Source organism: Ideonella sp. FW305-24 (assembly GCF_058788035.1).
In genome coordinates, this window is sequence record NZ_JBYTAI010000009.1 from 54,598 (window position 1) to 78,713 (window position 24,116).

Here is a 24,116-nt window from a genome sequence, read left to right on the forward strand (position 1 = left end):
CCGCGGGTGGCGACCGCCCGGCTGCGGTGCACGGCCAAAGCGGCAAGAAACCGCGGTAACAGGGCGCTCGCGTCACGAGACGCCCACTACACTAAGCCCTGGTTTGGACGTCCGCTTGCGCATCGACATGAAGCTTTCCCGCCCTGGTTTTTCTGGTCCTTTGTCAGCGGTCTTGTTGGCGCTCATGGCGCTGTCCGCCTCGAATGTTTCTGCGCAGGCCATCTGGAAATGGCGTGACCGCGATGGCCACCTCCAGGTCAGCGACCGCGCACCGCCGGTGGACGTGCCGGACAAGGACATCCTGCAGCGCCCAGGCGCTGCACGCGGCGTGACCGTCAGCGCCAGTGCCCCGCTGGACGCCGGCACCGACGCATTGATCCCCGCGCCCGGCGCCTCCGCCCCGTCGACCGACCGCGAACTGGAAGCCCGCAAGCGCAAGCTGTTGGCCGACCAGGCAGCCCAGAAGCAGGCCAAGGAATCGGCGGACAAGGAGCGCACCGCATCGGTCAAGGCTGAAAACTGCCGCCGCGCGCGCAACCAGCTGAAGACGCTGGAAAGCGGCGTGCGCATTTCGCGGCCCAATGAACAAGGCGAGCGCGAGGTGCTGGATGACCAGGGCCGCGAGCAGGAAACTCAGCGCGCCCGCGACTTGGTCAACTCCAACTGCAACTGAGCGACTGCGGGGCTTGTCGCTCCGTGCCAGCCACTCAAGCCCGGCGCGGTTTGGTGCCTGTTTGCCGGCGATAGCGCTGGCGGCGCGCTTCTTTCGGGTCGACCTGTAAGGGCCGGTAGACCTCCACCCGGTCCGCCTCGCGCAGCACAGTGCTCAGCGGCTGCTGCCTGGCCCAGATGCCCACGCTGAACTGCTCGTCCAGGTGCAGCCCATGGCGGGCCACGATGCCGCTGGCATGCAGCGCGTCGGCCACCGTAGAGCCCTGCGGCAAACTCAGCTGAACGTGGTCCACGCTGCGCGGGCCGTTGCCGTAAACCACCTCGACGTGCAACAGAGCCGCAGGGCCTGCCTCAGCGCTTGCCATACACCTGCTCGGCGCGGGTCACGAAGGCGTCGACGAAGGTGTTGGCCACGCGGTCGAACACGGGGCTCAGCACCAGTTCCAACGGCCGGCTGGAAAACGCATAACGCAGGTCGAACTCGATCTTGCAGGCCTGCTCCGCTGCACCCGGCTTGCCCAGCGGCAGGAACTGCCACAGGCCATCCAGCGTCGAGAACGGCCCGTCCACCAGTTCCATGCGGACCTCGCGGTCCGGCACGTTGGTGTTGCGGGTGGTGAAGGCGTGGCGCAGCCCGGCATAGGCCAGGTGCAGCTTGGCGGTCATGCTGTGCTCGTCCTGCGAGAGGATTTCAGCGCGATCGCACCACGGCAGGAACTGCGGATAGGCAGCCACATCGGTCACCAGCCGGAACATCTCGGCTGGCGAGTACCAGAGCAGGACGGACTTCTTGACGTGCTTCATACAATGCAGGCCATTCTAGGCGGCCCTGCCTTTCCTTTGGCTTCGCCGCCCTCACCTTCCACCTCATGTCCACCACCTCTGCCTACATTGCCGAAAACCGCCGCGCGCGCTTCGAATACCACATCGACGAACAGTTTGAAGCCGGCGTGGTGCTCGAAGGCTGGGAGGTCAAGGCCATCCGCGCTGGGCAGGTGCAGCTGACGGACGGCTACGTGCTGATCCGCGGCGGCGAGCTGTTCATGATCGGCTGCCGCATCAATGCCCTGGGCAGCGCGTCCACCCACGTCAATCCCGAGGCTGACCGGACCAAGAAGCTGCTGCTGCACAAGGAGCAGATCAAGCGCCTGGTCGGCAAGGTCGAGCAGCGCGGCTTCACGCTGGTGCCGCTGAACCTGCACTACAAGGGCGGCCGCGTGAAGGCCGAGATCGCGCTGGCCAAGGGCAAGGCCCAGCACGACAAGCGCGAGACGGAGAAGAAGCGGGATTGGGAGCGAGAGAAGGGGCAACTGATGCGCCACAAGGTCTCATCTCCCAGCAAGGACTGACCCTCCTGACTCGGGCCAGTCCTTTCGGTTTTGCTCAGGGCGTGAGCGTCACCTTGTACAACGTGCCGTTGCTGTACTTGCTGCCGCCGCCGGCCGTCATGCCGTAGAGGTTGCCATCGGCTGCGAGCGTGGTGCCGCCCCACGGGAAGCGCCCGTCCTGCTTGCCGCCTTCACCGAAGTTATGCAGGATCTGGAAAGTGTTGTTCTTCGGCTTGATGGCATACAGCACGCCGCGCTTGTTGTGGCCGCCCCAGCGGGTCGTGCCGAACAACACGCCGTCTTCGCGGCGCGCCAGCCTGGTGGTCGGGCCATACGGGTGCACGCCGTGGTGGATGAACGAGGACAGCGTGGTGATCGTGCCGTCCGTGCCGCGCTTGAAGACCGCGCCGTCGCCAAATTCGCCGCCGTATTCAGACACGCCGTAGAGGTTGCCCTCGGCATCCTCGATCAGCGCAGCGGATGACAGCGCCGGGTCCTGTTCACCGCCGCTGTGCATGTGGTTCACGGTCTGGAAGCTGCCGTCGGCCGGGTTCAGGCGGAAGATCACGCCGACGTTGCTGTCGCCACCGCTGCGCGTCGTACCGTAAAGCCAGCCGTCCTTGCTCAGCATCATGGGCGCCAAGGGATGCGCGCCATCGTCGCTGCCACCGGTGAAGTTGTGCAGCACCTGATAGCCGCTGCCGTCGGTGCGCAGCTTGAAGATCATGCCGTTGTCACTGCTGCCGTCATTGGCGGAGGTGCCATACAGCCAGCCATCCGGCCCGGCCGTGAGGAAGGTGTAGCTGACGATCGCGAACGGCTGCAGCGGCGAGAACGCGTGCAGTGTCTTGACCTCGTGGGTCTTCTTGTCGAAGCGGTAGACCGTGCCGTAGTTGTTCGCACCACCGAGCTGGGTCGTGCCATACAGCGCGCCGTCTGCGCCTTCCACCGGCGTGGAGCCGGGCTGGCCGCCCATGGTCTCGTTGCCCGGGAATCCGGCCAGCATCTTGACGATGCCCTTGTCATTGAGCCTGAACATCGCGCCATGCAGGTAGTCGCCGGTGCCGCCAATCGTCACGCCATACCAGGCGCCGTCGCTGCCGCGGACCAGTTCGGTGCGGCCGTCCTGGCCATCGTCCAGCTTGAAGGCGTACAGCTGGCTCATGGTCGCCGGGATCGGCGTGGTGGCGATGGCCACCTTCGCTGCGCCGCCCGCTGCTTGCGCCGCCTGCATCGGCAGGCCCAGCAGCATGGAGGCGGACAGGGCCAGTGCGGAGAATTGCCAGCCGCGGGCGCGTGAAGAGATGAAACGAGATGCCATGGTGAAGATTCGGCCTCCTGTGCCGGAAATCGCTGAGGTCTGGAACTGCGCGCCGAGGTTCGGCGCTTCATGAGGCGTGCCTTTTGGGCTGCCCTCGCTCGTGCCTGCGCACTTTGCAATATTGGGACCTGTTGTACGACAACCCACACTTCATTTGTGGGGGTATCTTCAAAATAACGCCAAGGTGCAAACGCCAACCGCAGGCCAGGCCGCCGCGAGGGCGCAGTGGCTTGCCGGACAATGCGACGATGCGCACCGCCCTCACCTCTCTGGACCAAGTCCTCTACCCGCCCATCGAGCCCAACCGCACGGGCCGGCTCGCCGTGGACGAACTGCACACGCTGCACTGGGAAAGCTGCGGCAACCCGGCCGGCATCCCGGTCGTCTTCATCCACGGCGGGCCGGGGGCCGGCACGTCGCCCAAGAGCCGCCGCTTCTTCGACCCGGCGAAGTACCACATCGTGCTGCTGGACCAGCGCGGCGCGGGCCAGTCCACACCGCTGGGCGAATGCCGCGAGAACACCACGCCGCTGCTGATCTCGGACCTGGAACGGCTGCGCGAACTGCTGGGCATCGAGCGCTGGCTGGTGTTTGGCGGCTCCTGGGGCTCGACCCTGTCGCTGGCCTATGCGCAGGCCCATCCCGAGCGCTGCCTGGGCCTGGTGCTGCGCGGCATCTGGCTGGTCAGCGACGAGGAGATCGACTGGTGGCTCTACGGCATGCGCCAGTTCTTCCCCAAGGAATGGGAAGCCTTTGCGCAGCAGGTGCCTGAAGACGAGCGCAGCGACCTGCTGGCCGCCTACCACCGTCGCCTCGCCAATGACGATCCTGCCGTGCACACGCCCGCGGCGCGCGCCTGGAGCCGCTACGAAGGCTCCTGCCTGCAACTGATCCCCGATCCGGTGACGGTCGATTCATTCGGCGAAGATGCCATCGCGCTGGGCGTGGGCCGGCTGGAAGCGCACTACTTCCACCACCGCGCCTTCCTGCAGCCCGGCCAGTTGCTGGCCGGCGTGACCAAGATCGCCCACCTGCCCTGCGTGATCGTGCACGGCCGCTACGACGTGATCTGCCCGGTGCGCTATGCGTTTGCATTGGCGGACGCCTGGCCCAGCGCGAAGCTGGTCGTCGTGCCGGACGCCGGACACTCGTCCTACGAGCCCGGCATCGCCGCCGAGCTGGTCAAGGCGACCGACGCCTTCACGCTGGAAGACGGCGGCGGCTTCGTCGCCTAGTCTGCGGTCGTGGTGACGGCCGGAAACGTCGCCGGCGCCGCGGTTGCCGCGAGCTTCGTGAGGCCTTGCGCCAGGTCGGCAATCAGGTCGTCGGTCGCTTCGAGGCCGATGCACAGGCGCACCAGCGTGCCCTGGTAAGGCGTTGCCAGCTTGCGCATGCCCTTGGCTTGGTAAGGCACCGCCAGGCTGACCGGGCCACCCCAGCTCCAGCCGATGTGGAAGTAGCGCAGCCCGTCGACAAATGCATCAACCTGCGCCGGCGTGTACTGCGCGTTGATCTCCAGCGTCAGCAGGCCGGCCGCGGCCTTGCAGTGCGAGGCCCAGTGCGCATGACCCGGCGAGCCGGGCAGCGCCGGGTGCAGCACCCGTGCCAACTGCGGCTGGGCCTGCGCCCATTCGGCGATGCGGCGGGCCGAAGCGTCTTGCGCGGCATAACGCAACGGCAGGTTCGGCAAGGCGCGCAGCACCAGCTCCACGTCGTTCATGCCCACGCCAATGCCAAGGCGGCTGTGGGTCCACGTCAGCTTGTCGTTGAGCGCGTCGTCGCGGCAGGCGATGGAACCCATCAGCACATCACCGCCGCCGGACGGGTACTTGGTCAGCGCGTGGATGGTCACATCCACGCCCAGGCCTTCGCCCAGGTCGAAGGCATTGAAGGCAATGCCGGCGCCCCAGGTGTTGTCCAGCGCAATGACGGCCTGCGGCGCCTTCTCGCGCACCGTGCGTACAAGGGCGCGCAAGTCCGGGAACTCCAGCGTCACCGAGCCGGCAGCTTCCAGCCAGACCAGCTTGACCTCGCGGTCCAGCTGCGCCGCCAGCGAGGCCGGCTGCATCGGGTCGTACAGGCGCTGACTGATGCCCCAGCGCGCCAGTTCGTTGCGCGCAAAGTCCTTGCTCGGGTTGTACACGTTGTCCGGCAGCAGCATCGCATCGCCCTGCTGCAGCAGCGCCATGTCGACGATGGTCAGCGCCGACAGCCCGCTGGGCGCCAGGATCACATGCCTGGCGCCCTCCAGGCTCGCCAGGCGCGCCTCCAGCGTGAAGCTGGTCGGTGTGCCGTGCAGGCCGTAGGTGTAGCCGCTCTTGTCGGCCCAGGTGCGCTCGCGCAGTGCAGCCACCGTCGGGAAATAGACGGTCGAGCCTTTGAAGACCGGGACCGCAGGGGATTCAAAATCCGCCGGAGGCTTGTACGGGTGATGGATCAGTTCGGTGGCCAGCGTGTCGTCACGCGGGGTCGTCGGGGCGCTGCCGGCGGAGGATTCGCTCATGGGTGAGTGGGCGGTGTTCAGATCGGTTCACCGACCAGGTCATGGCCTTCGGCGGCCACGATGCGGGCACGGGCGAATTCGCCCATGCGCAGCTGGGTCGAAGCCTTGGCCGGTGGCAGCAGCCGCACCGTGCCGTCGATCTCCGGCGCATCCGCATAGGTGCGCGCCACGCCGCCGCGGCGGCCCATGGCCGGCGCGCTGTCGACCAGCACCTGCATCGTCGAGCCAATGCGACGGCGCAGCCGGTTGATCGACACCTCTTCGGCCACCGCCATGAAGCGCGCGCGGCGCTCTTCGCGCAACTCGTCGGGCAAGGCACCCGGCAGCTCGTTCGCCGCAGCGCCTGTCACCGGGCTGTAGGCGAAACAACCGGCGCGGTCGATCTGCGCCTCGCGCACGAAGTCCAGCAGGTACTGGAACTCCTCTTCGGTTTCGCCAGGGAAGCCGGCAATGAAGGTCGAGCGCACGACGATCTCCGGGCACAGCTCGCGCCAGCGCTGGATGCGTTCCAGGTTGCGCTCGCCGCTGGCCGGGCGCTTCATGCGCTTGAGCACGTCCGGGTGCGCGTGCTGCAGCGGCACGTCCAGGTACGGCAGCACCAGGCCTTCGGCCATCAGCGGCACCACGTCATCCACGTGCGGATACGGGTAGACATAGTGCAGCCGCACCCAGGCGCCGTGCTGTTTGGCCAGTTCGCCCAGCTTGGCCACCAGGTCCAGCATGCGGGTCTTGACCGGTTGGCCGTCCCAGAAGCCGGTGCGGTACTTCACGTCCACGCCATAGGCCGAAGTGTCCTGGCTGACGACCAGCAGTTCCTTCACGCCGCCTTCGAACAGCGCCTTGGCTTCCTTCAGCACATCGCCCACCGGCCGCGACACCAGGTCGCCGCGCATGCTGGGGATGATGCAGAAGGTGCAGCGGTGGTTGCAGCCTTCGCTGATCTTCAGGTAGGCGTAGTGCCGCGGCGTCAGCTTGATGCCGGCGCCCGGGATGCCACCGGGAATCAGGTCCAGGAACGGGTCGTGCGGCTTGGGCACGTGCGTGTGCACCGCGTCCATCACCTCCTGCGTAGCATGCGGCCCGGTCACGGCCAGCACCTTGGGGTGGATCTCCCGCACCAGGTTGCCACCGCCGTCGCCCTGCTTGGCGCCCAGGCAACCGGTGACGATCACCTTGCCGTTGGCAGTCAGCGCCTCGCCAATCGCGTCCAGGCTTTCCTTCACCGCGTCATCGATGAAGCCGCAGGTGTTGACGATCACCAGGTCCGCGCCCTGGTAGGTCTTGCTGGTGCGGTAGCCCTCTGCGGAGAGCTGGGTCAGGATCAGTTCGGAATCGGTCAAGGCCTTGGGACATCCAAGGCTGACGAACGCAACGGTAGGCGGCTGCTGGCTGGTGACGGGCACCGGCGGGCTGGCGAGGTCTTGGCTCATAGACCCCGATTGTCGCAAACCCCACCACCCAGCGCCCGGCCACCGGCCCAAGCCCGGCACCGATTTAGCTCATTTGTGGCTCACTTGGGCGGTTTGGGCCCCACGGGCGGCACAGGAAACACCGGAAAGAGCCCACCAGCCTGCTTCTGCATCTGCTCCTGCATCTGCACGAACAGGTTCTTGGACTGTTCAAGGTAGTTGCCCATCAGGCCCTGCATCATCGGGGCCTGGCCGCTCATGAACTGGGTCCACATTTCGGGCGTGAAAGCTGCGGGATCGTAGAGGCCGCGGGCCTGGTCGCCCAGGCGGCTCTGCATGTCGACGAAGGTCTGCAGGTTCTTTTCGAGGTACGAGCCCATCATGCCCTGCATGGCGTGGCCGTAGAAGCGGATGATTTGCGCCAGCATGCGGGCGCTGAACATCGGCATGCCGCCGGCTTCTTCTTCCAGGATGATCTGCAGCAGGATGCTGCGGGTCAGGTCTTCGCCGGTCTTGGCGTCGCGCACCTCGAATTCCGCCCCCTCGAGCACCATCACCTTCACATCGGCCAGCGTGATGTAGCTGCTGGTGCGCGTGTCGTAGAGGCGGCGATTCGGGTACTTCTTCAGGATGCGGGGCGCACTGGCCGACTCAGCGGCAGGCTCGGCACTGCCGGGTGCATCCGGGCGGGGTTCGGTCATCAGCAAAAGCTCCCTTCGCGGCCCTGGCGGGCCCGCACGAAAACACGGAATGCAAAAAACCGGGGGAGCTCGGTCAAGCCTGCGCTGCCAGCGCCGACGCCTGAGGCCTCACGGCACGTTCAACCATGCAGCACAAGCAAGCTGCATGCGCTGCTGTGTTCGATTCTAGGGTGCGCGCCCTGACGTGCCGCCGGGATTTGCCCTTGTCCTGCCGCGCCAGTTGCGCGGCCGCCGGAGCCAGAAGCTACCGGTGGCCGCGGCGACTCGGCGTTTTCAGTCGAGCGCGTTCAGGCCGTTGCGAACGGCGTCGTTGATGACGTGCAGTTCGGCCAGCGTCGCATCGATGTGCGCGCGTTTCTGCGACAGGTCGGCAATTGCCTGGCTGGTGCGGTCGAACACGTACTGCATCTGCTGGCGCCGGCCTTCGCCTTGGGTGCCATACAGGTCCAGGTAATGCTTGATTTCGGCCAGCGACGAGCCGATGGCCTTGGCGCGCAGGATCAGCGCCAGCCGCGCGCGGTCGCGCCGGGTGTAGACCCGCGTGCCATTGACGCGGCGCGGGCTCAGCAGGCCCTTGTCCTCGTAGAAGCGGATGGCGCGCAGCGAGATGCCGAAGGCCTTGCACAGTTCGGTGATGCCAAAGAGCTCGGCAGTGTCGTCGTCATGGTGGGCGGCCACCGCGTCTTCGGCCGACAGGCCTTGCATCGCGGCGTCTGAGGGCACGAGGTTGAGGACGGGGGAGGCAGACAAGCTGTTGGCCACGCTGGTGGCGAAGTCGGTCGCTGCCATCACAGCACCCGCTGCAGTTTGAGGGCCACGCTCATGTCGCCCGAGACCTTGAAACGGCCGGTCATGAAGCCGGTGGTCGGCTCCAGTCGCCCTGCAATCAGGTCGTCCAGTGTCGACAGGTTGAGTGCCACCGTGCAGGCGGCGTCGCGGTTGTGGTTGTCCACCGTGTTGGGTTCGGCGCTGCCATCGATCAGCACGACGCCTTCGTCGCCGCAGTCGAATTTCAATGTGGTGTTCAAGCCGCTTTGCGTGCCAACCTTCTCGCGCAAAGATGCGGTCGCGGAAGCCAGATCCATGGTTGTCTCCTGTGCTGTTGTATCGCGGGTGTGTTCGCTTTGTTATGTCATCTGGGCGACGAGCACCCGGGCCGCATCGTAGGCCTGCGCAACTGGCGCAACATCAGCGTATTTCCCTATCAGAAATACAGTTGACGTTAACGTCACCCTGTCGCCAAATCCGGCGCAGAAGCAGCGCTGTGTTCACCGCAGCCGCCGCTCACGCCAGAAGCCCGGCCATGACCGGGTGCACGGCGCTACACAGGAGACAAGACATGACGGCCCATTCCGCGCCGCGCCCTGCCCTGGGCGTTCCCGCAAGCGCTTACGACAGCGTGTTCCGCCCCGGCCTGCTGGCCGGCCAGCGCATCTGGGTCACCGGCGGTGGCAGCGGCATCGGCCGCTGCGTCGCCCATGAACTGGCTGCGCTTGGCGCCGAACTCATCCTCAGCGGCCGCAGCGAAGACAAGCTGCGCCGCGTGGCCGGCGAGATCGCCGAGGACGGCGGCCAGTGCAGCTGGCGCGCCTTCGACATCCGCGACGAAGCCGCCGTCAAGGCGCAGGTGGCCGAAGAGTGCGCCAGCGGCCCGGTGCACGGGCTGGTCAACAACGCTGGCGGCCAGTTCCCGGCGCCAATGATGGCCATCAGCCAGCGCGGCTTCGATGCGGTGGTGGCCAACAACCTCACCGGCGGCTTCCTGATGATGCGCGAGCTGTACCTGCAGAGCATGCAGGCCCACGGCGGCGCCATCGTCAACATGACCGCCGACTTCCGCAACGGCATGCCCGGCATGGCCCACTCCGGCGCCGCGCGTGCCGGCATGAGCAACCTGACGATGAGCGCGGCCTACGAATGGGCGCCGGCAGGCGTGCGCGTCAACGCGGTGGCGCCCGGCTGGGTGGCCTCCAGCGGCATGGACACCTATGGCGGCGCGATGAAGGCCATCATCCCGCAGCTGAAGCAGCATGTGCCCATGGGCCGGCTGGCCTGGGAGGCCGAGGTCAGCGCGGCCATCGTCTTCCTGCTCTCGACGGCCGCAGGCTTCATCACCGGCGTGACGCTGCAGATCGACGGCGGCGCCTCGCTGGGCAGCGCCATCTTCCCCATCCAGGACGCGACCCGCTCCACCGCCTGGAACGGCTTTCACCGCGCCAGCGTGCCACAGGTGTTGCAGCAGGATGGGCAAGACGGGGAGGCGCGCTGATGCCCGCGCTTGTCTCGCAGCTGGACCTGCAAGCGCCCGCCTTCCAGGCCAATGTGGCGCGCATGGCCGAGCGCTTGGCGGAAGTGCGGCAACTCGAAGCGCTGGTGGTGGCCGAATCGGCCGGCAAAGCGGCGCAGTTCGAGAAACGCGGCCAGTTGCTGCCGCGCGAACGCGTGGCCAGGCTGCTGGACCGCGGCAGCAGCTTCCTCGAACTCTCGGCGCTGGCGGGCCTGGGCATGCACGACGACGATGGCAAGAAGGTGGTGCTGGGCGGCGGCAGCATCGTCGGCATTGGCCAGGTAGCCGGCAAGCGGGTGCTGATCTCCGCCAGCGACTCGGCGCTCAAAGGCGGCACCGTCTCGCCAATGGGCCTGAAGAAGGCGCTGCGGGCGCAGGAGATCGCTGCCGAGAACAAGCTGCCGCTGATCTACCTGGTCGAGTCCGGCGGTGCCAACCTGATGTACCAGAGCGAGATGTTCGTCGAGGGTGGCCGCAGCTTCGCGAACCAGGCGCGGCTCTCGGCCGCCGGCATTCCCCAGGTCGCCGTGGTGCACGGCTCGTCCACCGCCGGTGGCGCCTACCTGCCGGGGCTGTCCGACTACGTGGTGCTGGTGCGCGGCCAGAGCAAGATCTTCCTGGCCGGCCCGCCGCTGGTGAAAGCGGCCATCGGCGAAGACGTGACCGACGAAGAACTCGGCGGCAGCGACACGCACGCCAGCGTCACCGGACTGGGCGAATACGTGGCCGAGAACGACGCCGACGCCATCGCGGTCACTCGCGAGCTGTTGGACAAGCTGGCGTGGGACGAAGCGCCAGCACGCGCCGCCGCGCCAGCGCCGCTGTACGACCCCGAAGAACTGATGGGCCTGGTGCCGGCCGACGACAAGACGCCGTACGACGTGCGGGAAGTCGTTGCCCGGCTGGTGGACGGCTCGGACTTCCTCGAATTCAAGGCCGCTTACGCCAGCGAGACCTTGTGCGGCCACGCCCGCATTGACGGCCACCGCGCCGGCATCCTGGGCAACAACGGCCCGATCCAGCCGGCGGGATCCACCAAGGCCGCGCAGTTCATCCAGCTGTGCGACCAGAGCGGCACGCCGCTGGTCTTCCTGCAGAACACCACTGGCTACATGGTGGGTCGCGAGGCCGAACATGCCGGCGCGATCAAGCACGGCAGCAAGATGATCCAGGCCGTGGCGAACGCACGGGTGCCGAAGTTCACCATCGTGCTCGGCGGCTCGTTTGGCGCCGGCAACTACGGCATGTGCGGCCGCGGCTTCGACCCGCGCTTCATCTTCAGCTGGCCCAGCGCCCGCACCGCGGTAATGGGCGGTGCGCAGGCGGCGCAGGTGATGGAGATCGTCAGCGCCGCGAAGCTTGAGCGCGCCGGCCAGCCGGTCGTGCCCGAGGCCTTGCAGGCCATGAGCGGCCAGTTGCGCCAGCGCATCGACCGCGAGTCGCATGTGCTGTTCGGCACCGCCCGGCTGTGGGACGACGGCGTGATCGCCCCGCCCGACACGCGCCGCGTGCTCGCGCTGTGCCTGGCGCTGGCCGCAGAGGCCGAGATCCGCACGCTGCGGCCCAACGCCTTTGGCGTCGCCCGCCTCTGAACAGTTTTCCGGTTCCGACAAGAAGAGGAGACCACCATGCAATTCACCCCCGAACACCGCGCGCTGGCGGACACCGTGACCCGCTTCGTCCAGCAGGAGATCAACCCCTTTGTGGCCGAATGGGAGGCTGCCGAGCAGTTCCCCAGCCACGAACTCTTCAAGAAGCTGGGCAACCTGGGCCTGCTGGGCCTCAAGTACCCCGAGCAGTTCGGTGGTGCCGGGCTGGATTTTGGCTACTCCATGGTCATGGCCGAAGCGCTGGGCGAAGCCAACTGCGGCGGCGTGCCCATGGCGATTGGCGTGCAGACCGACATGTGCACCCCTGCGCTGGCCCGCTTTGGCTCCGACGAATTGCGGCACGAATTCCTCGCGCCGACGATTGCCGGCGACTACGTGGGTTGCCTGGGCGTGAGCGAAGCCGGCGGCGGCTCGGACGTGGCCGCGGCGAAGACGACGGCCCGCGTCGAAGGCAGCGACTACCTCATCAATGGCAGCAAGATGTGGATCACCAACGGCCTGAAGGCCGACTGGTGCTGCCTGCTGGCCAACACCAGCGACGTGGCTGCCGCCGGCGGCCCGCACAAGAACAAGAGCCTGATCGTCGTGCCGATGGACGCCCCCGGCATCTCGCGCCAGAAGATCCACAAGATCGGCATGGACAGCTCCGACACCGCGCAGCTGTTCTTCGACAACGTGCGCGTGCCCCGCCGCAACCTGATCGGCCAGGAAGGCATGGGCTTCATGTTCCAGATGCTGCAGTTCCAGGAAGAGCGGCTGTGGGGCGCGGCCTCTTCGCTGCGCAGCCTGGACCGGCTGATCGACCAGACGATTGACTACACCCGCCAGCGCCAGGCCTTTGGCAAAAGCATCCTGGACAACCAGGTCGTGCACTTCCGCCTGGCTGAGCTGCGCACCGAGGTCGAAGCGCTGCGCGCCCTGACCTACCAGGCGGTGGACCTCTACCTCTCCGGCAAGGACGTGACCCGCCTGGCCTCGATGGCCAAGCTCAAGTGTGGCCGCCTCTCGCGCGAAGTGGCCGACAGCTGCCTGCAGTACTGGGGCGGCATGGGCTTCACGCGCGACAACCCGATCTCCCAGGCCTTCCGCGACAGCCGCCTGATCTCCATCGGCGGCGGCGCCGACGAAGTGATGCTCAGCATCATCTGCAAGCTCGAAGGCACCTTGCCGAAGGCGGTGAAGGCATGACAGAAGCGCTGTTGCTCGTGCGCCGAAAGGTGCTGCAACCGGCGAGCGCCGGCGCGGTGCTGCACCTCACGCTGAACCGCCCCGAGGCGCGCAATGCCATGTCGCTTGCGCTGGTGGACGCATTGCTCGCCGCGCTGGCCGAGGCCGAGGCCGCCGGCAATGTGCGCGCCATCGTGCTGCGCGGCGCAGGCGGCCATTTCTGTGCCGGCGGCGACCTGAAGGACATGGCCGCCGCGCGCGCCCAGGCCATGAACGGCAGTGGTGACGGTGAAGACCCGTTCGAGCGCATCAGCGCGCGCTTCGGCGAGCTGTGCGTGGCCTTTGCCAACACCGGCATCGCGACGATTGCGCTGTTGCAAGGCACGGTGATGGGCGGCGGCTTCGGCCTGGCCTGCGTGGTGGACGTGGCACTGGCCAGCGCCGACGCGCGCTTTCGCCTGCCCGAAACTTCACTGGGCGTGCTGCCGGCGCAGATCGCGCCTTTCCTGGTCGAGCGCCTGGGCCCGGCCGAAGCGCGCCGCCTGGCCGTTACCGGCGCCACGCTGGACGGCGCAAAGGCGCTGGCGATGCGCCTGGTGCACGAACTGCTTCCAGATGCGGAGTCGCTGGAAGCCGCGGCCGAGCAAACGCTCGCCGGCATCCTGCGCTGTGCCCCGCAGGCGCTGGCCGCGACCAAGCGCTTGATCGCCCAGGCCCGCTGGCAACCCGCACCCACGCTGGTGCCCGCCGCCGCGCAGGCCTTTGCCCGCGCGCTGCAAGGCGACGAAGGCGTGGAAGGCACGCTGGCCTTCCTGCAGAAGCGGCCGGCCTATTGGGTGCCGCAATGAGGGTGCCGCAATGAGCAAGCCGTTCACAAAAATCCTGATCGCCAACCGCGGCGAGATCGCCTGCCGCGTGATGCGCACCGCGCGCGCCATGGGCTACCGCACCGTCGCCGTCTACAGCGAGGCGGACGCGCAGGCGCCGCACGTGGCCCAGGCCGACGAAGCCTTGTGCATTGGCCCGGCGGCCGCGGCCGAGAGCTATCTGAACATCCCTGCGCTGCTGGACGCTGCGCGCCGCACTGGTGCGGATGCTGTTCATCCCGGCTACGGCTTCCTGTCCGAGCGGGCCGACTTCGCGCAGGCCTGCGGCGACGCCGGCCTGGTCTTCATCGGCCCACCGCCGTCGGCCATTGAAGCCATGGGCGACAAGGCCGGCGCCAAGCGCCGCATGCTGGCCGCGGGCGTGCCCTGCGCGCCCGGCTACCTGCCCGCAGACGGCGAGCCTCAGGACGATGACGAATTGCTGATCCGCGAGGCCCGCCGCCTCGGTGCGCCGTTGCTGGTCAAGGCCGTGGCCGGCGGTGGGGGCCGTGGCATGCGCTTGCTGCGCGAAGACGCGGACCTTGCCGATGCCTCCTTGGCCCAGGCGCTCAGCGGCGCCCGTCGCGAAGCCGAGAACGCCTTTGGCAACGGCCGGCTGATGCTGGAGCGGCTCATCGAAGGTGGCCGCCACATCGAGGTCCAGGTGTTTGCCGACGCGCACGGCCAGGCCGTGCACCTGGGCGAGCGCGACTGCACGGCCCAGCGCCGCCGGCAGAAGGTGATCGAAGAAGCCCCTTCGCCCAGTGTGTCGCCCGAGATGCGCGCGGCAATGGGCGCGGACGCGGTGGCCGCGGCGTTGGCCGTCGGCTACGTGGGCGCCGGCACAGTGGAGTTCGTCGTGGACGCCGATGGCCGCCACTTCTTCCTGGAGATGAACACCCGGCTGCAGGTCGAACACCCGGTCACCGAGGCGGTCACCGGCTTTGACCTGGTGCAGTGGCAGCTGCGCGTGGCGGCCGGCGAGCCGCTGCGGCACTGGCTGCCGCGCGGGCAGGACGACGTGCGCTTCGAGCCGGCGCGCATGGGCCATGCCATCGAGGTGCGGCTCTACGCGGAAGACCCGTACCAGGGCTTCCAGCCGCAGACCGGCACGGTGCTGCACTGGCAGCCGCGGCACGCCGTGGCCGCCGGCCAGCTCGCCGGCTGCGGCCAGCTGCAAGGCTCGGCTTCGGTGCGCATTGACGCCGGCATTGCCGAGGGCGGCCAGGTCTCGCCCTGGTATGACGCGATGGTCGCCAAGTTCATCGCCCATGGCACGACGCGCGAAGACGCCCGCCGCCGGCTGATCGCCGCGCTGCAGGACAGCCCGTTGCTGGGCCTGGCCACCAACCGCGGCTTCCTGATCGCGCTGCTGCAGCACCCGCAGTTCATCGCCAGCGAACTGACCACCACGCGGCTGGACGAATGGGCCGCCGAAGGTGCGCCGCTGCTGCGGCGCCCGGCGCCCAGTGACGCCGACTGGCGCCTCGCCGCCGCATTGCGCTGGTGGTCCGCGACGTCGCCTGGCGGCCTGGCCGACGGCTGGCGCGGCGCCGGCATGGCCAGCCAGAGCGTCACGCTGCGCTGGCGCGAAACCCAGCGCAAGCTGCGCCTCTCGTTGTCCGGCCGGGGCGATGCATTGACCGTGGCCGACGACAGCGGCGAGCAGACGCTGAAGCTTCTGTCCCGCGACGGCGCCCGCTGGCGAATTTCCGCTGATGGCGTGGCGCAGAACTGCATCGCGCTGAGTGACGCGCAAGGCGCCCTGCACCTGGCCGCCGCCAATGCCGACTTCGTCTTCACCGAACCCGCCGCCGCACCGCGCGCCAGCGACACGCCAGATGCCAGCCGCCTGTGCTCGCCCGTCGCTGGCACCGTTGCCAGCGTTACGGTGCAGCCGGGCGAGCGCGTGGCCCTGGGCCAGCCGCTGGTCTGCGTCGAGGCGATGAAGATGGAGCTGTGGCAACACGCCCGCGCCGCAGGCACGGTGCGCGCGGTGCACGTGGCGCCCAAGGCCTCGGTGCGCAGCGGCGCGCTGCTAGTCGAACTGATCCTGGAGGAGTCCTGAGATGAACGACAACGTGATCCTGACCTGCGCGCTGACCGGCGTGCTGACCGACCCCAGGCAGCACCCGGTGCCGGTAACGCCTGCACAAATGGCCGCCGAGGCCCGCGACGCCTTCAACGCCGGCGCCTCCGTGATGCACGTGCACCTGCGCCAGCAGCAGGACGGCATGGGCCACTGGCCCAGCTGGGATCCGGACGTGGCCGAGGCGGTGATCGCCGCGATCCGCGCCACCTGCCCCGGCGTCATCATCAACCTGACCACCGGCGTGATCGGCCCGGACATCAGCGGCCCGGCCGCCTGCATCCGCCGCGTGAAGCCGGAGATCGCCGCCTGCAACGCCGGCAGCCTGAACTACCTCAAGCTCAAGGACAACGGCCAGTGGGCCTGGCCGCCCATGGTCTTCGACAACCCGGTCGCCAAGGTCCAGCAATTCCTGGACGTGATGGCCGAATGCGGCACGCACCCGGAGTTCGAATGCTTCGACGTGGGCATCGTGCGCTCGGTCGCGATGTTCGTGAAAAGCGGCATGGCCCCCGCCGGCCAACCGGTGGACGTGAACTTCGTGATGGGCGTGGCTTCCGGCATGCCGTGCGACGCGGACCTGCTCGCACTGCTGCCACGCTGGCTGCCCGACGGCGCGCTGTGGCAGACCACGCTGATCGGCCGCGCCGAGATCTGGCCGGTGCACCAGAAGACCGCCGAGCTCGGCGGCATGCTGCGCACCGGCCTGGAAGACACCTTCTACCTGCCAGACGGCAGCCGCGCCAGCGGCAACGGCGCGCTGATCCAGCACCTCGCCGCCTGCGTCGAACGTGCCGGGCGCCGCGTGGCCTCCCCGGTCATGGCGCGCGCCCTACTGGGGCTCGCAGCAACATGACAGCGCCCCGAACGCGCGGTTGGCTTAATTTCAAGGCTTCGTGCAAGCACTTCAACGTGAATTGATCTTATAGCCCCTGTCCCTCCATAAGGTTGAGGACAGGGAAGCCAATTCCCGGCATCCAGCCGGGTAAGTGCTCCATTTTTTTGTCGTTCTCGGTTACACAATTGCTTGCATGCAACCTGATGTCATCAGGGCCGCTGACAACAAAAATCTGGAGGACTTTCTTGCCAAAAGATTCGCTGCAACTTCGCGACGACCTTCTCGCGTGCCTACCAAGCTTGGTGATCAATCGACTGCTTGCCGAATCTGGTCAGCGTGTGGTCTATCTTGCACATTTTGACGACTCAAAGATCCCACCGGACGTTCTGAAGCCAGCAGGGGACGATCCGGACGAGAAACCATTTCTGCACGGATGGGAGGCGTGGGCCGACATTGTCGTGAAAGTCGTGTCGGGCGCCGACTCACAAACGCTTGCGCGACTTCAAGCGGAGACCTCGATCTTGGAGGACGTCCGCCCATCCAACTTTCCTAAACTGCTTTATAGCAATCTCTTCACAGAAAACCCCGTAACAGAGGACCGATTGCCGGAACGGCTCTACATTAGCGTTGAAGAGTTCATTGACTCGAGGCCACTCAACGAACTATTCGCTCAATGCTACCGGGACCAGAACCGCGTGGCCGAACTAGCGCTCGGCATAGCCAATGCATTGCTACCACTATGGCAACATCCCAAGCGATTTGTGCATCGCGACATCAAGCCGGCAAACATCCTTATTCGTCGCACGGGCGAGGTTGTTGTAATTGACTTGGGCATTGCGCGGGAAACCGGTGCCGAAGGCTTGACGGACACCGGATGGGGCCGGGCACCATTCACCGCTGGCTATGCAGCACCTGAGCAAATTGCCAATGACAAGGTTGCAATTAGCTTCAAGACGGACTTCTTCTCCATAGGGGTTCTGATGTATCGGCTCCTATCAGGCTTCGAGCCTTTTCGACCCAGAGCGGGCATGAGCGAACATGAAGTAATGATGGCCGCCCAGGGCCACCATCCGCCCGCTCTGACGGCTGCAGCCAACTCCTCGCCGGCATTTTCTGATTTCGTCGCGAAGACGCTGCAAAAGGAACCCTTTAGAAGACACCGCACACCCGCGATGTTTATTCAAGAATTGCAAGCTTTGCGCACAAAGTAGAAGGAGAAATCATGACGCTTGGGCTGCTTCATCAAGTGGGACATAACAGCAACTGGAACGTCGAATCATTCGAACGGGAGTCTTGCGGGGACGGACTGATCCTAAGTCCGCTGCATCAAGCAATGGCCACAGTCGAGCGGCTAAGCACCCAGACGCGTGCAGCATCGATTTTCGACCCACAGTTCTATTTACCAAATTCAAGAAAGCCGAAGCTCCAGACGTACCCATTCTTCCCAGAACAAGTTGACGGTGGATTCCAGACGTCAACGTTTGCAACGCATGCCGTTGCAGTAGCAAAGGATTGTATCAATTTCCAAGTTCTACAAGGCTTCCGAAAAGTCGTCGTCCCAACGCGCTTCATAAGCCAACCTTTCCCGGATTATTTTGATCAGCACAATGCGTTTACGGTGGACGCTTTTGTGGAACATGCCGGCGAAAGGCCGCTTTGCCTCTCCCTGGCAGTCACTGCCCCTATGATTCAGCATAAGGCATGGAGGCAGAGTCTGCTGAACTGGATAACCTCATTCCCGGCTGTAGATGAGGTCTACCTTATGTACGAGCATGCGCGTGACTACAAACAAGTCCAAGACGGCGAGTTCCTTCGAGATTGCCTGCGATTTTTTTCTGATATCTTGGACACGGGCTTGGCCTTAACCGTTGGCTATACCAACACCGAGGGCCTTTTGTTCTCTTCTTCCGGTAACCTTAATATTACAATGGGGTCGTTTGAGAACACCCGAATCTTCTCCGTGGACAAGTTTATTGAGTCTGAAGGCGAGCGTCGCGGGCCGAGGGCGCGTATCTACCTCGCAGGCCTATTGAACTGGGTTCAGTTCGAAGATGCAAATCGGATCCGACAGCTGGCGCCAAAGGTTTGGAATCGAGTCTATATGCCGACCCAATGGGCGGAAGCTGCCCTTGCCCAACCCGTTGAACCGACGTTCAATCAACCGTCGCTATACAAGCATTACTTCCTGAACATGCAGCACCAAATAAATTCTTTGCGCCAGATTCCCATTGGAGATCGACGGCGCTATCTGCTTGAAAGGGTCGCGGAGGCTATGGCTGCATATCGGGAACTGCCGGCAGGCCTTGAGTTGGAAAAACATGGTCGTGCAACGCACCTGCTCGGCTGGCAGACCGCATTAAAGGATTTTTGACGGCCTCAATGCGGGCTGAGAAAGCGCTGCGTGGAGTACTCATCCGACTGAAATATTTGCTCTACCGAGCACCGGTCATGATTTGCCTCGTCAGTACGCGAGAGGCAAGCACTGCTTGAGCCTGCCAGCGCTTCCCAACGCTTACAGGTCCCTGAGATGCTGCACCGTGGTGGATGAACAAGCCCCGACTACGATCCATTGACGCCAGTCCTACGCCGGCGACCCTGAAACGGTCAATCTGCGCGATCGCTGGTCGTATACACGCGTGATCAAGTACAGCCCATGACTCGTCAGCGAATTGAAGATTGCGGTACGCCTGGACCAGCACACGCTGCCAGTCGCTGATTTTTGCCTCTACCGCAATGAGGCGCTCGAAGGGCAATGCCTTGATCGTCGAAAGATGCAATGAGTCTCGCGATTGCTTTGCCGCACCAACTGCGGACAGTTGGCTGATGACACGCTGAGCCGCCGATTCCGAGGAGCCCAAAGATGCCGCAAGCATCTCACGACTTTTGATAGAACCGCCGACGCTTTGACTAAGCAGCACCGCCAGGCGCGGCGACACGCTACCAAGCACTCGTAGGCCCTTGGTGCTGCGCTGAGCGCGCTTGGTCAGAACCAGGTCGGCGACTCCCACTCCCGCGTCCACCTCTAGCTCCACCCTATATTCGCGGCGACGCGCACGCTTGGTACAGGCCACGATGGCCCGTACCAGTTGCTCCTCCGAATCGAAGCCTTGGCTTCTCAAGATTTCAACCTTGTGCTCTGAAATAGGTCACTTACAGCTCCCTCGTAGGCCATCGCCGTTTTCCAGTGGAGCGCGACTATACCGAGGCAGTGGCGGACTTGCTGTCGCCGGGCACTGTGGCAGACCACGCTGATCGGCCGCGCCGAGATCTGGCCGGTGCACCAGAAGACGGCCGAGCTCGGCGGCATGCTGCGCACCGGCCTGGAAGACACCTTCTACCTGCCCGACGGCAGCCGCGCCAGCGGCAACGGCGCGCTGATCCAGCAGCTCGCCGCATGCGCCGAACGCGCCGGGCGCAAAGTGGCTTCGCCCGCCATCGCCCGTGAATTGCTGGGCTTGCCGGCAGCTTGACGCTGCCCCGCCCATGACTGCGACATTGCACAACCGTTCACGCCCGTCGTTGATGCGGAGAACCAGCAACGCAGTGGCCGCATTTGCCGTTCTGGGCGATTGAGGCGGTTCACCTGCTGCGCCACAGCGCCCACAGCATCAGGTCGGCCAGCAGCAGAGTGGTCACCCCCTGCAGCGCCAGGAAACCCTGGCCCAGCGCTGTGGTTGCAAACGCAGCGCCAAAAGCAACCCAGGCGCAGTCCAGCGTCCAGCCCAGGTTCAAGAGCGCCACGGTCCACAGCGACGGCCGAGGCAGCCGCTCGCGCGTGGCCAGCCAGGCCAGCGCCGCCACCCATGCGAGCAGGAACAGCCCGGCACCGAACAGCAGCGCGGTGGGCAGGCCGGTGAGCCCGCCCAGCCAGTTGGATGCGACCAGCATCGGCAGTGCGCTGGCGGCGCTGAGCGCGGCATCCACCTTCAGCAGGCGACGAAGAAAGGCCGTCTGCGGCGTGGCGCGTTCGGCGGCCGGGAAGGCAGAGGTCGAAGAGATCGTGGTCATGGCAAGACTCCTTCAAAGTGGATGAGGACAACGGCTTTGATGCTGAGCGCCAGCCCGCCCCGTGGCGATGACCTCCCAGGTCATGGCCGCTGGCATGCAGGCGCGCTAAGGTGGCGGCCATGCTTGCTTCCTCTTCCTCCCCTTCCCAGGCGGCCCCGGTCGGCACGCTGCTGCGCGAATGGCGCCAGCGCCGCCACTGGAGCCAGTTCGAACTGGCCGACGAGGCGGGGTTGTCCACCCGCCACCTGAGCTGCCTGGAAACCGGCCGCGCGCTGCCCAGCCGGCAGATGCTGCTGCGCCTGACCGAGCGGCTGCAGGTGCCGCTGCGCGAGCGCAACCGTTTGTTCACGGCGGCAGGCTACGCGCCGATGTACGCCGAGCGCGCCTTGGGCGACCCCGCGCTGCAGGCCGCGCACGACGCGGTGCAGCGCGTGCTGCAGGCGCACGAGCCCTACCCCGCGCTGGCGGTGGACCGGCACTGGCAACTGCTGAGCGCCAACCGGGCCATTGCGCCGCTGCTGGCCGGCGTGGCGCCCGAACTGCTGACCGGCCCGGTCAACGTGCTGCGTCTGTCGCTGCACCCCGGCGGCCTGGCGCCGCGCATTGCCAACCTGCCCGCCTGGCGCAGTCATTTGCTGGCCCGGCTCGCGCAGCAGATCCAGGCCAGCGGCGACTCGGTGCTAGCCGCCCTGGCCGAAGAACTGCGCGCCTACCCCTGCCCGGCCGACGACGAGCCGCATGCCGCGCCCGGCATTGCCGTGCCGCTGCAACTGAACACGCCTGCCGGCCTGCTGTCCTTCATCAGCACCACCACGGTTTTCGGCACGCCGGTGGACATCACGCTGTCCGAGCTGGCAATCGAAGCCTTTTTCCCGGCGGACGCGCAGACCACGCAGGCCCTGCAGGCGCTGATGGCCGCCGAAACCCCGCCCGCCCCCGGGACAACCACGAGGTGACAAGGTCGCGTGGGTGACGGACAACCGGGCAGTCGCAGGCGATAACGCTTGCCAGGAGACAGACATGCGCCACACCCACGTTCCCGCCGCTGACGGCACCACAACCCACTACCGCATCTGTCCACTCTGCGAGGCTTGCTGCGGGCTGGACGTGCAGGTGCAGGACGGCAAGGTCATCCGCATCCGCGGCGCGGAGCACGACGTTTTCAGCGCTGGCTTCATCTGCCCAAAGGGCTACGCGCTGAAAGACCTGCACGAAGACCCGGACCGGCTGCGCCAGCCTATGATCAAGCGCGACGGCCAGCATGTGACCGTGAGCTGGGACGAGGCCTTTGCGGAAGCCGAGCGGCTGCTGAAACCCGTCATCGCCCAGCACGGGCGGGACGCGGTGGCGCTGTCGGTGGGCAACCCTTCGGCCCACAAGATCGGGCTGCTGCTCTACTTCGCCAAGTTCGCGCGGGTGCTGGGCAGCCGCAACATCTTCTCAGCCTCCACGCTGGACCAGATGCCCAAGCAGTTGCAGTCCGGCCTGATGTTCGGCCACTGGCTCAGCGTGGCGGTACCGGACATCGAGCGCTGCGACTACCTGCTGGTGCTGGGCGCCAACCCCATGGCCAGCAACGGCAGCATGTGGACCGTGCCCGACTTCCGCGGCAAGGCCAAGGCGCTGCGCGCGCGCGGCGGCAAGCTGGTGGTGATCGACCCACGCCGCAGCGAAACCGCCGCGGTGGCCGACGCGCACCACTTCATCCGCCCAGGCGCGGACGCCTTCCTGCTCGCCGGCATGCTGCACACCGTGCTGGCCGAAGGCCTGGAAAAGCCCGGCCGGCTCGCGCCCATGCTCAACGGGCTGGATGAAGTGCGCCACGCCGTGGCGGCGTTTTCACCCGAGGCCGTGGCCCCGCGCTGCGGCGTGCCGGCCGAGACCATCCGCCAACTGGCGCGAGAGTTCGCTAACACACCGCGTGCCTGCATCTACGGCCGCATCGGCACCTGCACCCAGCGCTACGGCACCGTGGCCAGCTGGCTGATCGACACGCTCAACGCTGTCACCGGCCACCTGGACAGCGAAGGCGGCGCGATGTTCCCGCAGGCCGCCGCTTTCGCCGCCAACACGCAGGGCAAGCCCGGCCAGGGCCGCGGCGTGACGCGTGGCCGGCACGCCAGCCGGGTCAGCGGCGCGCCCGAGGTCTACGGCGAGCTGCCGATGACGCTGCTGGCCGAGGAGATCGAAACCCCGGGCGACGGCCAGGTGCGCGCGCTGATCAGCGTGGCCAGCAACCCGGTGCTCTCCAGCCCCGGCGGCCCGCGGCTGGCCCAGGCGCTGCAGAAGCTGGACTGCATGATCAGCCTGGACATCTACCTCAACGAGACCACGCAGCATGCGCACGTGATCCTGCCCGGCTTGTCACCGCTGGAAGAGGGCCATTACGACGTGGCCTTCCCGCAGCTCTCCTTCCGCAACCATGCGCGACACAGCGCGCCGGTCTTCGCGCCGCCCGCCGGCCATTCGCCCGAATGGCAGACGCTGCTGCGCCTGGCCGCGATGGTCGCGCCCGAAGGCAAGCTGCCGGCCGACCCGCTGCTGGCCGACGACGCGCTGCTGATGGACGACCTGAACCGCACCACCGGCGCACAAGCCGAGGCGCTGATGGCTGCCCTCTCGGCCGATGGCCTGCGCGGCCCGGAACGGCTACTCGAACTGGCACTGCGCAGCGGCCCCTACGGCGACCAGTTCGGCCGCAAGCCAGAAGGCCTGACGCTGGCCAAGGTGAAGGCCGCGAACGGCGGCATCGACCTCGGCCCGTTGCAACCCCGGTTGCCGGAACTGCTGCGCACGCCCAGCGGCAAGGTGGAACTGGCGCCCGCGCTGTGCCTGGCCGACCTGGCCGAAGCCGCGAAGGAACTGGTGCCGGCAACATCGGCGACGTCAGAAGACGAACTGCTGCTGATCGGCCGCCGCGAGCTGCGTTCGAACAACAGCTGGATGCACAACCTGCCCACGCTGGCCAAGGGCCCGATGCGCTGCACCGCACTGGTCCACCCTCGGGACGCCCAGCGCCTGGGCCTGTCAGACGGCGGCCACGCCGAGCTCTCGCGCGGCGGCCAGTCCATTGAGGTGCCTGTGGTGCTGAGCGACGAGATGATGCCAGGCGTGATCAGCCTGCCCCACGGCTGGGGTCACGACCAGCCCGGTGCGAAGCTCGGCCTGGCCGCCCAGCGCCCCGGCGCCAACCTGAACGCCGTGCTGGACGACGCGCTGCGCGACCCTCTCTCGGGCAACGCCGTGCTGTCCGGGGTGGCGGTCAAGGTGCGGGCCTTGCAGCCCGCGGAAGTGACCTGAGGCCTCTGCGCGCCGCT

23 protein-coding genes and 1 pseudogene are annotated in these 24,116 nt (G+C 66.6%); 14 read left to right on the plus strand and 10 right to left on the minus strand.

Features of this window, described 5'->3' with window-relative positions; translation table 11 throughout:
- Positions 1-184 precede the first annotated feature (184 nt).
- A complete protein-coding gene (locus AC3WR5_RS22430; RefSeq protein WP_492487282.1) occupies positions 185-673 on the plus strand; it encodes a DUF4124 domain-containing protein in 489 nt (162 codons plus the stop codon).
- A 34-nt stretch (positions 674-707) separates the two neighbouring features.
- On the opposite strand, the gene AC3WR5_RS22435 is transcribed toward AC3WR5_RS22430, so the two are convergent.
- Both AC3WR5_RS22435 and AC3WR5_RS22440 read right to left on the minus strand, forming a co-directional pair.
- Positions 708-1,037, minus strand: a complete 330-nt coding sequence (locus AC3WR5_RS22435; protein WP_492487284.1) for an RnfH family protein — start codon at positions 1,035-1,037, stop codon at positions 708-710.
- Positions 1,024-1,476, minus strand: coding sequence for a type II toxin-antitoxin system RatA family toxin (locus tag AC3WR5_RS22440; protein ID WP_492487286.1), 453 nt, complete (start codon positions 1,474-1,476; stop codon positions 1,024-1,026). The genes AC3WR5_RS22435 and AC3WR5_RS22440 overlap by 14 nt, the downstream gene beginning before the upstream one ends.
- A 65-nt stretch (positions 1,477-1,541) precedes the next feature.
- Here AC3WR5_RS22440 and smpB point away from each other — a divergent pair, with 65 nt between their 5' ends.
- Entirely contained in the window at positions 1,542-2,021 is a 480-nt protein-coding gene (gene smpB / locus AC3WR5_RS22445) for an SsrA-binding protein SmpB (RefSeq protein ID WP_492487287.1), read from the plus strand.
- Between the two features lie 34 nt (positions 2,022-2,055).
- Here smpB and AC3WR5_RS22450 read toward each other — a convergent pair whose 3' ends face one another.
- Positions 2,056-3,321: a choice-of-anchor tandem repeat GloVer-containing protein gene (locus AC3WR5_RS22450; protein ID WP_492487288.1), complete on the minus strand. Its 1,266-nt coding sequence runs from the start codon at positions 3,319-3,321 to the stop codon at positions 2,056-2,058.
- A 248-nt stretch (positions 3,322-3,569) separates the two neighbouring features.
- On the opposite strand from AC3WR5_RS22450, the gene pip reads away from it, so the two are divergent.
- Positions 3,570-4,556: a prolyl aminopeptidase gene (gene pip / locus AC3WR5_RS22455; RefSeq protein ID WP_492487289.1), complete on the plus strand. Its 987-nt coding sequence runs from the start codon at positions 3,570-3,572 to the stop codon at positions 4,554-4,556.
- On the opposite strand, the gene AC3WR5_RS22460 is transcribed toward pip, so the two are convergent.
- From AC3WR5_RS22460 to AC3WR5_RS22480, 5 genes are all read right to left on the minus strand, one after another.
- Complete coding sequence (locus tag AC3WR5_RS22460) at positions 4,553-5,824, minus strand: PLP-dependent transferase (RefSeq protein ID WP_492487290.1); 1,272 nt, start codon at positions 5,822-5,824, stop codon at positions 4,553-4,555. The two genes, pip and AC3WR5_RS22460, sit on opposite strands and share 4 nt — an antisense overlap.
- A gap of 17 nt (positions 5,825-5,841) precedes the next feature.
- Entirely contained in the window at positions 5,842-7,254 is a 1,413-nt protein-coding gene (gene rimO / locus AC3WR5_RS22465) for a 30S ribosomal protein S12 methylthiotransferase RimO (protein ID WP_492487291.1), read from the minus strand.
- 80 nt (positions 7,255-7,334) lie between these two features.
- Positions 7,335-7,934, minus strand: coding sequence for a polyhydroxyalkanoate synthesis repressor PhaR (gene phaR / locus AC3WR5_RS22470; protein ID WP_492487293.1), 600 nt, complete (start codon positions 7,932-7,934; stop codon positions 7,335-7,337).
- A 273-nt stretch (positions 7,935-8,207) separates the two neighbouring features.
- Positions 8,208-8,723 (minus strand): MerR family transcriptional regulator, encoded by a 516-nt coding sequence (locus AC3WR5_RS22475; protein WP_231011139.1) that lies wholly within the window; start codon positions 8,721-8,723, stop codon positions 8,208-8,210.
- The gene (locus AC3WR5_RS22480) at positions 8,723-9,019 is read right to left on the minus strand and encodes an SCP2 sterol-binding domain-containing protein (RefSeq protein ID WP_141287381.1); all 297 of its coding nucleotides are present in this window, start codon (positions 9,017-9,019) and stop codon (positions 8,723-8,725) included. The genes AC3WR5_RS22475 and AC3WR5_RS22480 overlap by 1 nt, the downstream gene beginning before the upstream one ends.
- Before the next feature lie 254 nt (positions 9,020-9,273).
- Here AC3WR5_RS22480 and AC3WR5_RS22485 point away from each other — a divergent pair, with 254 nt between their 5' ends.
- The 8 genes from AC3WR5_RS22485 (at position 9,274) to AC3WR5_RS22520 (ending at position 19,162) form a co-directional block, all read left to right on the plus strand.
- Positions 9,274-10,203 carry an SDR family oxidoreductase gene (locus AC3WR5_RS22485; protein WP_492487295.1) on the plus strand — a complete coding sequence of 310 codons (930 nt, stop codon included), beginning with the start codon at positions 9,274-9,276 and terminating at the stop codon, positions 10,201-10,203.
- A complete protein-coding gene (locus AC3WR5_RS22490) occupies positions 10,203-11,813 on the plus strand; it encodes an acyl-CoA carboxylase subunit beta (RefSeq protein ID WP_492487297.1) in 1,611 nt (536 codons plus the stop codon). Before AC3WR5_RS22485 ends, AC3WR5_RS22490 begins: the two co-directional genes overlap by 1 nt.
- Before the next feature lie 36 nt (positions 11,814-11,849).
- A complete protein-coding gene (locus AC3WR5_RS22495; RefSeq protein WP_492487299.1) occupies positions 11,850-13,019 on the plus strand; it encodes an acyl-CoA dehydrogenase family protein in 1,170 nt (389 codons plus the stop codon).
- Positions 13,016-13,846, plus strand: coding sequence for an enoyl-CoA hydratase/isomerase family protein (locus AC3WR5_RS22500; RefSeq protein ID WP_492487300.1), 831 nt, complete (start codon positions 13,016-13,018; stop codon positions 13,844-13,846). The genes AC3WR5_RS22495 and AC3WR5_RS22500 overlap by 4 nt, the downstream gene beginning before the upstream one ends.
- A gap of 10 nt (positions 13,847-13,856) precedes the next feature.
- Complete coding sequence (locus tag AC3WR5_RS22505) at positions 13,857-15,932, plus strand: acetyl/propionyl/methylcrotonyl-CoA carboxylase subunit alpha (RefSeq protein WP_492487302.1); 2,076 nt, start codon at positions 13,857-13,859, stop codon at positions 15,930-15,932.
- Between the two features lies 1 nt (position 15,933).
- Positions 15,934-16,809 (plus strand): beta-keto acid cleavage family enzyme, encoded by an 876-nt coding sequence (locus AC3WR5_RS22510; protein WP_492487304.1) that lies wholly within the window; start codon positions 15,934-15,936, stop codon positions 16,807-16,809.
- A gap of 227 nt (positions 16,810-17,036) precedes the next feature.
- Entirely contained in the window at positions 17,037-18,002 is a 966-nt protein-coding gene (locus tag AC3WR5_RS22515; RefSeq protein WP_492487306.1) for a serine/threonine protein kinase, read from the plus strand.
- 11 nt (positions 18,003-18,013) lie between these two features.
- Complete coding sequence (locus tag AC3WR5_RS22520) at positions 18,014-19,162, plus strand: hypothetical protein (protein ID WP_492487307.1); 1,149 nt, start codon at positions 18,014-18,016, stop codon at positions 19,160-19,162.
- Positions 19,163-19,223: 61 nt separating this feature from the next.
- Here AC3WR5_RS22520 and AC3WR5_RS22525 read toward each other — a convergent pair whose 3' ends face one another.
- Positions 19,224-19,910, minus strand: coding sequence for a hypothetical protein (locus AC3WR5_RS22525; RefSeq protein WP_492487309.1), 687 nt, complete (start codon positions 19,908-19,910; stop codon positions 19,224-19,226).
- Between the two features lie 117 nt (positions 19,911-20,027).
- Between AC3WR5_RS22525 and AC3WR5_RS22530 the strand changes: the two are divergent.
- Positions 20,028-20,261: pseudogene (locus AC3WR5_RS22530) on the plus strand (3-keto-5-aminohexanoate cleavage protein); the annotation flags it as partial.
- A gap of 109 nt (positions 20,262-20,370) precedes the next feature.
- Here AC3WR5_RS22530 and AC3WR5_RS22535 read toward each other — a convergent pair.
- On the minus strand, positions 20,371-20,799 hold the full coding sequence (locus AC3WR5_RS22535) for a hypothetical protein (RefSeq protein WP_492487310.1): 429 nt from the start codon (positions 20,797-20,799) through the stop codon (positions 20,371-20,373).
- A 119-nt stretch (positions 20,800-20,918) separates the two neighbouring features.
- On the opposite strand from AC3WR5_RS22535, the gene AC3WR5_RS22540 reads away from it, so the two are divergent.
- Together AC3WR5_RS22540 and AC3WR5_RS22545 are read left to right on the plus strand one after the other, a co-directional pair.
- Positions 20,919-21,755 (plus strand): helix-turn-helix domain-containing protein, encoded by an 837-nt coding sequence (locus AC3WR5_RS22540; RefSeq protein ID WP_492487312.1) that lies wholly within the window; start codon positions 20,919-20,921, stop codon positions 21,753-21,755.
- Positions 21,756-21,819: 64 nt separating this feature from the next.
- Positions 21,820-24,099 (plus strand): molybdopterin-dependent oxidoreductase, encoded by a 2,280-nt coding sequence (locus AC3WR5_RS22545; RefSeq protein WP_492487313.1) that lies wholly within the window; start codon positions 21,820-21,822, stop codon positions 24,097-24,099.
- Positions 24,100-24,116 lie beyond the last annotated feature (17 nt).

Bases quoted from the DNA above. Each gene is read 5' to 3' on its own strand.
- AC3WR5_RS22430 (WP_492487282.1), top strand. From the start codon at position 185: ATGGCGCTGTCCGCCTCGAATGTTTCTGCGCAGGCCATCTGGAAATGG.
- AC3WR5_RS22435 (WP_492487284.1), bottom strand. From the start codon at position 1,037: ATGGCAAGCGCTGAGGCAGGCCCTGCGGCTCTGTTGCACGTCGAGGTG.
- AC3WR5_RS22440 (WP_492487286.1), bottom strand. From the start codon at position 1,476: ATGAAGCACGTCAAGAAGTCCGTCCTGCTCTGGTACTCGCCAGCCGAG.
- smpB (WP_492487287.1), top strand. From the start codon at position 1,542: ATGTCCACCACCTCTGCCTACATTGCCGAAAACCGCCGCGCGCGCTTC.
- AC3WR5_RS22450 (WP_492487288.1), bottom strand. From the start codon at position 3,321: ATGGCATCTCGTTTCATCTCTTCACGCGCCCGCGGCTGGCAATTCTCC.
- pip (WP_492487289.1), top strand. From the start codon at position 3,570: ATGCGCACCGCCCTCACCTCTCTGGACCAAGTCCTCTACCCGCCCATC.
- AC3WR5_RS22460 (WP_492487290.1), bottom strand. From the start codon at position 5,824: ATGAGCGAATCCTCCGCCGGCAGCGCCCCGACGACCCCGCGTGACGAC.
- rimO (WP_492487291.1), bottom strand. From the start codon at position 7,254: ATGAGCCAAGACCTCGCCAGCCCGCCGGTGCCCGTCACCAGCCAGCAG.
- phaR (WP_492487293.1), bottom strand. From the start codon at position 7,934: ATGACCGAACCCCGCCCGGATGCACCCGGCAGTGCCGAGCCTGCCGCT.
- AC3WR5_RS22475 (WP_231011139.1), bottom strand. From the start codon at position 8,723: ATGGCAGCGACCGACTTCGCCACCAGCGTGGCCAACAGCTTGTCTGCC.
- AC3WR5_RS22480 (WP_141287381.1), bottom strand. From the start codon at position 9,019: ATGGATCTGGCTTCCGCGACCGCATCTTTGCGCGAGAAGGTTGGCACG.
- AC3WR5_RS22485 (WP_492487295.1), top strand. From the start codon at position 9,274: ATGACGGCCCATTCCGCGCCGCGCCCTGCCCTGGGCGTTCCCGCAAGC.
- AC3WR5_RS22490 (WP_492487297.1), top strand. From the start codon at position 10,203: ATGCCCGCGCTTGTCTCGCAGCTGGACCTGCAAGCGCCCGCCTTCCAG.
- AC3WR5_RS22495 (WP_492487299.1), top strand. From the start codon at position 11,850: ATGCAATTCACCCCCGAACACCGCGCGCTGGCGGACACCGTGACCCGC.
- AC3WR5_RS22500 (WP_492487300.1), top strand. From the start codon at position 13,016: ATGACAGAAGCGCTGTTGCTCGTGCGCCGAAAGGTGCTGCAACCGGCG.
- AC3WR5_RS22505 (WP_492487302.1), top strand. From the start codon at position 13,857: ATGAGCAAGCCGTTCACAAAAATCCTGATCGCCAACCGCGGCGAGATC.
- AC3WR5_RS22510 (WP_492487304.1), top strand. From the start codon at position 15,934: ATGAACGACAACGTGATCCTGACCTGCGCGCTGACCGGCGTGCTGACC.
- AC3WR5_RS22520 (WP_492487307.1), top strand. From the start codon at position 18,014: ATGACGCTTGGGCTGCTTCATCAAGTGGGACATAACAGCAACTGGAAC.
- AC3WR5_RS22535 (WP_492487310.1), bottom strand. From the start codon at position 20,799: ATGACCACGATCTCTTCGACCTCTGCCTTCCCGGCCGCCGAACGCGCC.
- AC3WR5_RS22540 (WP_492487312.1), top strand. From the start codon at position 20,919: ATGCTTGCTTCCTCTTCCTCCCCTTCCCAGGCGGCCCCGGTCGGCACG.
- AC3WR5_RS22545 (WP_492487313.1), top strand. From the start codon at position 21,820: ATGCGCCACACCCACGTTCCCGCCGCTGACGGCACCACAACCCACTAC.